We start from the raw sequence: 8,100 nt of genomic DNA, 5'->3' as shown, positions 1-8,100 counted from the left end.
TCGGTAAGCTGTCCCACAGCTTCACTCCCCACCCGAGGATGGATCCCCACGCATGCGCCGCCCCCACCGACGCCTGGCCCTGTTCGCGCTGCTGCCGTTGTTGCTGTTCGCAACGCTGGCGCAGGCGGGCGTGCAGCTGGTGGTGCGCGGGGTGGACGAGCCACTGCAGCAGGCGGTGACGACGGCGGTGGAGTTGTCGCAGTACGCGCACCGCGAGGTCAGCGCGGCGCAGATCCGGCGCCTGGTCGCGCAGGCGCCGGCGCAGGCGAAGGCGGCGCTGGAGCCTTACGGCTATTACGCGGCGGACGTCACCGCGCAGCTGCAAGCAGCGGGCCAGGACTGGAAGGTGACGCTGGACGTGCGCGCCGGCGAGCCGGTGAAGGTTGCCACGGTGGACGTGCAGCTCGATGCCACCGCGCTGGCGTTGCCGGCTATCCGCCGTGCGCGCAACGCGATCGAGCGCATGCGCGGCAAGCAGCTGGACGATGCCAGCTACGACTCCGCGCGCGACGCGCTGTCGGCGGCGCTCACTGCGAGCGGTTTCCTCGACGCGAAGCTGGTGACGCATCGCGTGGAAGTGAACGCGGCGCAGCGCAGCGCGGCGATCCGGCTGGCCTGGCAGGTGGGCCAGCGCTACCGCTACGGCGCGGTGCATTTCGAGGGCTCGCAGTTCAACCCAGGCTTCCTCGACCGCTACGTGCCGTTCAAGCCCGGCGACTGGTTCGACCAGGGCCAGCTGCTGCAATTGCAGCAGGCGCTGAACGGCGCGGATTACTTCGCCGTGGTCAACGTGCTGCCGCAGATCGACGAGAAGGCCGACGGCCGGGTCGACATCAAGGTCGAGCTGGAGCCGGCGAAGCGCACGATCTACACCGGCGGCCCGTTCATCGGCACCGACACCGGCTTCGGCGCACGCGCCGGCATGGAGCGGCGCTGGGTGAACCGGCGCGGCCACAAGTGGAAGAACGAGCTGGTGGTGGCGCAGCGGCTGAAGACGCTGTCCACGCTGTACTCGATCCCGATGCCCGGCGACGACCAGCGCAGCTTCAACTTCGGCGCCAACTACCGCGACGCGAACACGGACACCTCGCAGTCGCGCACGCTGGAACTTGTGGGCAACGAGACGCGGCTGTGGCACGGCTGGACGCGCACCCTGGGCATGCATGCGCTGTCCGGCACCTTCACGGTGGGCAAGCGCGGCGACGAACCGGACTCGACGCCCGGCATCGAGCACGGCAGCAGCACCTTGCTGTTCGCCGAAGCCTCGCTGTCGCGCAAGCAAGCGGACAATTTCAACTTCGTGCACGACGGCTGGTCGCTGAGCTTCGCCGCGCGCAGCACTGCGGGCGGCCTGCTCTCCTCGGCCAGTTTCAGCCAGCTCACCGCCGACGCGAAGTGGATCCACGCGTTCGGAGCGAAGCGGCGCAACCGGCTGATCCTGCGCGGCAGTGCCGGCAAGACCTGGACCGACGACTTCGCCGCGCTGCCGCCGCAGCTGCGCTTCTTCGCCGGCGGCGACCGCTCGGTGCGCGGCTACGGCTACCAGTCCATCGGCCCGGAGAACAGCTACGGCCGCGTGCTCGGCGGCGTGAACCTGCTGGTCGCCAGCGCCGAAGTGGAGCACTACTTCACCCGCAACTGGGGCATCGCCACCTTCATCGACGCCGGCAACGCGTTCGACGCCGTCGACTACCGCCCGAAACTCGGCACCGGTCTCGGCGTGCGCTGGCGCTCGCCGGTGGGCATGATCCGGGTGGACCTGGGCACACCGATCCATGACTCGCAGCGGCACGGCGTCGTGCTGCACCTAGTGATAGGACCGGACCTGTGAGCGGGCGCCATGGCAGCCGCTCACAGGCGGCCACGGATGGCCGCACGCGCATCGGTCGCGTTGCGACCGATGCGGCGGAGCCGAGTCCGTGCAACGGACCCGGCGAGTCGAAAACGGGCAGGACAGCCTGTTTTCGACCTGGGCAAGGCTTCGCTTTCGCTTTCGGAATACGGCAAACGCGCATGTGCAAATTGCGGAGGCAGCTGGCTCCATGAAGTGGCTCAAGCGCACCGGCATCGCGATTGCGGCACTGCTGCTGGTGCTGGCAGCCACCCTGTGGTGGCTGCTGGCCACCGGCGCGGGGCTGCGTTTCGCGCTGGCGCGGGCGCAGTCGGCCACGCACGGCGCGCTGCAATGGAAGCAGGCGCAAGGCTCGCTGCTCGGGCCGCTGCAACTGATCGGCCTGCGCTACGACGACGGCCAGGGCATCGTGATCGCTGCGGCACAGGCGCGACTCGACCTGCGCTTCTGGCCGCTGCTGGCGGGCCGCGTGCACGTGCGCGATCTCGACGTGGAAGGCGTCACCGTCGCGCTGCCGAAGAGCGCGGCCAGCAGCGAGACAAGCTCCGGCGGTTTTTCGCTCAAGCCGCCGATCGACCTGCTGCTCGACCGCGTGCACGTGGGCGCGGTGCAGGTAAGCCAGGGCGGCCAGCCCGTGTTCGCCTCCGACAGCCTCGATCTCGCCGGGCAGTGGACGCAGGCCGGCATCGCCATCGACACGTTGAAGCTGCGCGCGCCGGACGGCCATGCGGATCTCGAAGGCCGGCTCGTGTTCGCGCGCCGCGAGCGCGGCGACGGCAAGGCCGCCTTCGCGTGGAAGCTGGGCGACACCACGTACGCGGGCCAGCTCGTCGCCAGCGGCAACGGCACGCAGGCGCAACTGGACTTGAGCCTGCAGCAGCCGATGATCGCGCACCTGCATCTTGAGCTGAGCCAGGACCGCAACTACGACTGGAAGGCCACGCTGAGTGCACCACGCTTCGATCCGAAACCTTGGCTGGGCGACGGCACACTGAAATCGCTGGCGCTGGCCGTGCAAGGCCACGGCGACCGCCACGGCGGCGAACTCGACGGCACGCTGGACCTCAACCAGTACCGCGTGCTGTTGCAGCCGCTGCGCGCGCGCCTCGGCGACGACGGCAAGACGCTGACGCTGCAGCAACTCGCGGTGAGCTCGCCGCAGATCCCGGGCCGGTTCGACGCCAGCGGCACGCTGCAGCTGGACGCGAAACCGCTGGGCGGCCAGCTGGCGGTCCAGTGGAGCGGACTGCAACTGCCCGCCGACCTGGTCGGCCAGCCGTTGGCCAGCGCGGGCAAGCTCGATGCACAGGGCAGCGCCGAGCGCTTCCACGCCACGGGTGACGTCGCGATCGGCCCGCCCGGCAAGCCCGCGCACCTCGCGTTGAACCTGGATGGCACGCCGCAGGCGATCGCCCTGCACTCGCTCACCCTGCAGCAGCCGCAGGGCCAGCTGCAGGTGCAGGGCACGCTGCAACTGCAGCCGGAACTGGGCTGGCAACTCGACGCCAAGGCCAGCCGCTTCGACCCCGGCCAGCTCATCGCCGGCTGGAACGGCGCACTGGATTTCGCGCTCGCCAGCGCGGGCAAGCTGACGAAGGCCGGTCCCGACGCCACGCTGGACCTCTCGCAACTCGGCGGCCGCCTGCGCGACCGCGCCATCGGCGGCGAGGCGAAACTGCACCTGTCGCCCGACAAGGTGATAGCCGGCCGGCTGCGGCTGGTCTCCGGCGGCAGCATGGTGCAACTCGATGCCAAGCCGGGCCGCAGCAATGACGCCGAGCTCAAGCTCGCAATCGCCTCGCTGGGCGACTGGCTGCCGGATGCCGGCGGACGTCTGGACGGCCAATTCGCGATACGCGGGCTGCTGCCGAAGCTGTCCGTGAATGGTCATTTGAACGGCAGCGCGCTGAGCTGGCAGCAGCAGCGCGTGGACACGCTGCAGCTGGTCGCGGGCCTGCCGGACCTCAGCCGCCTCGCGGGCAAGCTGGAACTCACCGCCGGCGGCGCACACCTGGGCGGCCTCGTGTTCCAGCGCATCCACCTGCTGGCCGAGGGCAGCCAGGGCGATCACCGGCTGGAGCTGGATGCGCGTGGCAGCCAGCTCTCCGGCATGCTGGCCTTGCATGGCGCGCTGAAGAACGAGGCGTGGAGCGGCACGCTGTCCACGCTGAACCTCGAACCGCAAGGCCTGCCGGGCTGGCGTCTGCAACAGCCCAGCCAGCTGGCGTGGCGCGACGGCGCCTTCAGCCTCGGCGAACTGTGCCTCACGGCGGGTGATCCGTTGCTGTGCACGAGCGCGAGGCAGGACAAGGCCGGCAACCTCGACGCCAGCTACCGCTTGCGCGCACTGCCGCTGGCCTTGCTGCTGAATGCCGCCGGCGAAGCCGACCTGCCGCTGCGCGTGGATGGCAACCTGCAAGGCGATGGCCAATTGCGGCGCAGCGCCGCGGGCGTGCTCAGCGGCCATGCCAGCCTCGACTCCGCGCGCGGCAGCATCACCTGGACCGAGCATGCCGACGCGCCGCTGCTGAGCTACGACGGCTTCGCGCTCGACGCCGAACTCGGCGCCGGCAGCCAGCGTTTCAGCCTGCGCGCCGGCCTCGACCACGGCGGACGGCTGGACGGCCAGCTGAGCCTGAGCGGCAAGCAGCAGGCGTTGGCCGGCCAGCTCGAGCTGCGCCTCAACAGCCTCGCCTTCCTCGAACTGTTCGGCAACACGCTGGCGAACGTGCGCGGCCAGGCCGTCGGCAACTTCCGCCTCGGCGGCACGCTGGCGCAGCCGGCTGTCAGTGGCGGCGCCACGCTGAGCGATTTCGCCGCCGAAGTGCCGGCGGCCGGACTCAAGCTCAGCCAGGGCCGGCTGACCGTGAATGCGCTCGACCTGCACAGTCTGCGTGTCGATGGCAGCGTGCAGTCTGGCGCGGGCACGCTGACGGTGAATGGCGTCGCCGGCCTGGGCGGCGATGTTCTCACCGACCTCGCGATCCAGGGCAAGCAGTTCACCGCCGCCGACATTCCCGCTGCCAAGGTGGTGATCTCGCCCGACCTGCGCCTGCAGCGCGATGCGCAAGGCCTGGCTCTCGGCGGCTCGGTGCTGCTGGACAGCGCCGACGTGAACCTCGACAAGCTGCCCGGTGGCGGCGCCAGCAAGGCCTCGCCCGACGTGGTGGTGGTCGACCGCCCGCAGCCCGAACCTGGCAGCACGCTGCCGTTCACCGCCACGGTGAAGGTGGACCTGGGCCGCAAGACGCACCTGGTCGGCATGGGCCTGGACGGCCACCTCGCCGGCACGCTGACAGTGAACGAGCGCCCCGGCCGCGCCGCCACCGGCCAGGGCCAGGTCACCGTGAGCGGCAGCTACAAGGCCTACGGCCAGAGCCTCGCGATCCAGCGCGGCCAGCTGCTGTTCGCCAGCACGCCGATCGACAACCCCGGCCTGGACATCCGCGCGATCCGCAAGCTCAACCCCAACGCCACCATAGCCGACGGCCAGGAAGTGGGCCTGCAGATCTCCGGCACCGCGCAGCGCCCCGTGCTCACGGTGTTCTCCAACCCACTGATGGAGCAGTCCGACGCGCTCTCCTACCTGATCACCGGCAAGCCGCTGTCGCAGGTGAAGGGTGGCGAAGGCGACATGCTGGGCGCCGCCGCGCAGGCGCTGGGGTCGGCAGCGGGCAACCTGCTGGCCAAGAGCATCGGCTCGAAGATCGGCGTGGACGACATCGGCGTCTCCAGCAACACGGCGCTGGGCGGCAACTCCGCGTTCACCGTGGGCAAGTACCTCTCGCCGCGGCTCTACCTCAGCTACGGCGTGGGCTTGTTCGAACCCGGCGAAGTGGTCACCCTGCGCTACCGGCTCAGCCACCGCTGGAACTTCGAGGCGCAGAGCGCCACCGAATTCAGCCGCGCCAGCTTCAACTACCGGCTCGAAAAGTAAAAACCTGCGGCGCCATCCTGCAACGCCGCATGCCCGCCGCCCCGCGCGGTGGCATGCTGGCGCGTCGGCCACGGCCGCGCCACTTCCCTGACACTGACGAGGTGATCCCATGCAACGCACCCGATGGATCCTGGCCGCGGCGATCGCCGCCGTGCTCTGCGGCTCTCCGGCCCTGGCGGCGACGCCCGCCACGCACGGTCCCGACATCGGCATCGACCTCGCCGGCATCGACCACGCGGTGAAGCCGGGCGACAACTTCTTCGACTACGCCAACGGTGCGTGGCTGAAGACCGCGCAGATCCCCGCCGACCGCTCCAGCACCGGCACCTTCCTGAAGATCTTCGAGCTCACCGAGAAGCACACCGCGGACCTGATCCAGCACGCCGGCGCCAGCCATCCCGCCGCGGGCAGCAACGCGCGCAAGATCGCCGACTACTACGCCGCGTTCATGGACGAAGCCGCAATAGCGAAGCACGGCCTCGCGCCGCTGAAGCCCGAGCTGGCCGCGATAGCCGCCATCGCCTCGAAGGGCGACCTCGCCCGCGTGCTGGGCAGCCGCCTGCGCGCCGACGTGGACCCGATCAACGCCACCAACTTCCACACCGAGAACCTGTTCGGCCTGTTCGTGACCCAGGGCCTGGAAGATCCCTCGCACACCATCGCCTACCTGCTGCAGGGCGGCCTGGCCATGCCCAGCCGCGACTACTACCTCTCCACCGATCCGCACATGGCGGCGTTCCGCACGCAGTACCACGCCTACGTGGTGGCGCTGCTGAAGCAGGCCGGCATCGCCGACGCCGCGGCCAAGGCGGATACCGTAATCGCGCTGGAGACCAAGATCGCCAAGGCGCAGGAAAGCCTGATCGACAGCCAGGACGTGCACAAGGCGAACAACCTGTGGACGATGGCCGACTTCGCGCAGAAGGCGCCGGGCCTGGACTGGGCCGCCTACTTCAAGGCCGCGGGTCTTTCCGGCCAGCAGCAGATCGACGCGTGGCAACCCGCCGCCACCACCGGCCTCGCCGCACTGGTCGGCAGCGAACCGCTGGATGCCTGGAAGGACCTGCTCGTCTTCCACACGCTCAATGCCGCTGCACCGCTGCTGCCGAAGGCCTACGCCGACCTCAGCTTCGGCTTCTACGGCCACACCTTGCAGGGCACGCCGCAGCAGCAGCCGCGCTGGAAGCGCGCGGTGGGCGCCACCAACGTCGACCTCGGCGACGCGGTGGGCCAGCTCTACGTGCAGAAGTACTTCCCCGCCTCGTCCAAGGCCGAGGTGCAGCAGCTGGTGAAGAACCTGATCGCCGCCTTCGACGAACGCCTCGACACGCTGAGCTGGATGACCCCGGCCACCCGCGCCAAGGCCAAGGAAAAGCTGGTCACGCTGAAGGTCGGCGTGGGCTATCCCGAGAAGTGGCGCGACTACTCCACGCTGAAGGTCAGCGCCGACGACCCGCTGGGCAACCACCTTCGCGCGGTGAAGCACGAGTACGAACACCAGCTCGCCAAGCTCGGCCAGCCGGTGGACCGCGGCGAATGGTGGATGACCCCGCAACTGGTGAACGCGGTGAACCTGCCGCTGCAGAACGCGCTGAACTTCCCCGCCGCGATCCTGCAGCCGCCGTTCTTCGATCCGAAGGCCGACGCCGCCGCGAACTACGGCGCGATCGGCGCCATCATCGGCCACGAGATCAGCCACAGCTTCGACAACACCGGCGCCGACTTCGACGCGCAGGGCAAGATGGAAAACTGGTGGACGCCGGCCGACGAGGCCCACTTCAAGTCCGCCACCGCCCAGCTGGCCAAGCAATTCGACCAGTACGAAGCCCTGCCCGGCCTGCACGTCAACGGCGAGCAGACCCTGGGCGAGGACATCGCCGACGTCTCCGGCCTCACCATCGCGTATCTGGCCTACCACAAGTCGCTGGACGGCAAGCCCGCGCCGGTGATCGACGGACTGACCGGCGACCAGCGCTTCTTCCTCGCCTTCGGCCAGGCCTGGCGCTCGAAGATGCGCGACGCCGCGCTGCGCCAGCGCCTCGCCACGGACGTGCACGCACCCGCGCAATTCCGCGCGCTCACCGTGCGCAACCTCGACGCGTGGTATCCGGCGTTCAACGTGCAGCCGGGGCAGAAGCTGTATCTGGCGCCGGACCAGCGGGTGAAGATCTGGTAGGAACTGCCGGTCATCGTGCCGGGAAGCAGGCGCTTGCTTCGCACGAGGCGCGCCCCTTGCGTACATGCAAGGGGCGCAGCGGACGCCGGCTCCGGCATGTCGATCCCGTCCTCCCCCGTTCGTCGCATCGGCACA

General features: G+C 69.7%; 3 protein-coding genes. All 3 read left to right on the top strand.

Going from position 1 to position 8,100, the window contains the following annotated elements:
* The first annotated feature begins 52 nt into the window (after window positions 1-52).
* The 3 genes from B0E52_RS17600 to B0E52_RS17590 all read left to right on the top strand — a co-directional run bounded on the left by B0E52_RS17600 (window position 53) and on the right by B0E52_RS17590 (window position 7,965).
* The gene (locus B0E52_RS17600) at window positions 53-1,831 is read left to right on the top strand and encodes an outer membrane protein assembly factor (RefSeq protein WP_077485889.1); all 1,779 of its coding nucleotides are present in this window, start codon (window positions 53-55) and stop codon (window positions 1,829-1,831) included.
* 211 nt (window positions 1,832-2,042) lie between these two features.
* Window positions 2,043-5,789, top strand: coding sequence for a translocation/assembly module TamB domain-containing protein (locus tag B0E52_RS17595; RefSeq protein WP_077485887.1), 3,747 nt, complete (start codon window positions 2,043-2,045; stop codon window positions 5,787-5,789).
* A gap of 109 nt (window positions 5,790-5,898) precedes the next feature.
* Entirely contained in the window at window positions 5,899-7,965 is a 2,067-nt protein-coding gene (locus B0E52_RS17590) for a M13 family metallopeptidase (RefSeq protein ID WP_077485885.1), read from the top strand.
* Window positions 7,966-8,100 lie beyond the last annotated feature (135 nt).

Origin of the sequence: Rhodanobacter sp. C06, assembly GCF_002001105.1 — a bacterium.
Taxonomy (GTDB): domain Bacteria; phylum Pseudomonadota; class Gammaproteobacteria; order Xanthomonadales; family Rhodanobacteraceae; genus Rhodanobacter_A.
Note: the sequence above shows the minus strand (reverse complement) of the source record. Positions and strands in the feature narration are given on the sequence as shown.

What these genes read in the sequence shown, in the direction of transcription:
- B0E52_RS17600 (WP_077485889.1), top strand. Translation starts at nt 53, where the DNA reads ATGCGCCGCCCCCACCGACGCCTGGCCCTGTTCGCGCTGCTGCCGTTG.
- B0E52_RS17590 (WP_077485885.1), top strand. Translation starts at nt 5,899, where the DNA reads ATGCAACGCACCCGATGGATCCTGGCCGCGGCGATCGCCGCCGTGCTC.
- B0E52_RS17595 (WP_077485887.1), top strand. Translation starts at nt 2,043, where the DNA reads ATGAAGTGGCTCAAGCGCACCGGCATCGCGATTGCGGCACTGCTGCTG.